Annotated in this window: 1 protein-coding gene and 1 pseudogene; one reads left to right on the forward strand and one right to left on the reverse strand. The window is 65.1% G+C overall.

The window, feature by feature from the left end; translation table 11 throughout:
- Nucleotides 1-494, reverse strand: a 494-nt coding sequence (locus BGN91_RS07115) for an SIS domain-containing protein (protein WP_292611812.1), incomplete at its 3' end; no start/stop codon positions are given.
- A 263-nt stretch (nucleotides 495-757) separates the two neighbouring features.
- Between BGN91_RS07115 and BGN91_RS07120 the strand changes: the two are divergent.
- Nucleotides 758-1,058: pseudogene (locus tag BGN91_RS07120) on the forward strand (hypothetical protein); the annotation flags it as partial.

The raw sequence follows: 1,058 nt of genomic DNA on the forward strand, positions 1-1,058 counted from the left end.
AGCGACGACGTCGTCGGCGCGAGATTATGCGGGCAGGCTTCGCGCGCCCTGGGCTGCACCAGTACGACATCGGCGGCCTTGCCGAGCGTGGACTCGCGGTCGGCGGTCATGGCGATCAAGGCGATCCGAAAGCGCTTGGCATAGGTGATGAGGTTTTTCATCTCCGGCTGCTCGCCGGACCACGACATCGCCAGAATGACATCGTCGGCGGTGATCATGCCGAGGTCGCCGTGACTGGCTTCAGCGGCATGGACGAAAAAGGCCGGCGTGCCGGTCGAGGCGAAGGTCGCTGCGATCTTGCGGCCGATGTGGCCGGACTTGCCGAGACCGGTGACGATCAGCCGCCCCTTGGCGCTGCGGATCATGTCGGCGGCAGCGGCGAATGCAGGACCGAGATCGGAGTTCAGGGCCGCGGCAAGCGCGGTCACGCCGCCGGCCTCCGCCTCGAACGTCCGCAGCGCCGACTCGATCGCGGCCGTCGCCTGATCGGTCATGGCGGATGTCGTCGGTCGTGATTTTAGCGAGGTCATGCCTGGTTCCGCGATGAGACGGATGAGCGCCGTTGCGATCTGCTTAGCACGCCAGCGCGGACGATGCGATGCAGCATTGCCGGTCTCAACGGCCCATTAACCATAATTGTTTTAACTCCATTAACGATAGCCGCCCTTCACGGCGTGTTTCGTAAGCACAAGTTTCTGCTGGAGTTTTTGGGGTCGTGACTTTGGGTCCAGCGACGGGCCGCCGCCAGCGCGCATCAATGTGGCGCGCGGCTTTGGCCTGCCTTGTCCTCATCGCTCCCGGATGCCTGGCGGCCGAGGCGCAAACGCTTACCCGCGATCTGATGAATCCGGTCCGCGGCGAATTTTTTCAGCCGCAGGATTCCGGCCTGCGCCGGGTCAGCGATGCGGGAGGCGTCGGTGAACCGGCGTCGCCCTCGTCGATGGCAGCCCCCTCGCGCATCGGCCGGCTCCCCGATTACGGCGTGTCCGCGGCGGCGGGTGCGGGCGACACCGGTTACGACTCGCTCAATCGCAAACGCAAGAAGCCGAAGCCCTATC

It is taken from the genome of Nitrobacter sp. 62-13 (assembly GCF_001896955.1).
Taxonomy (GTDB): domain Bacteria; phylum Pseudomonadota; class Alphaproteobacteria; order Rhizobiales; family Xanthobacteraceae; genus Nitrobacter.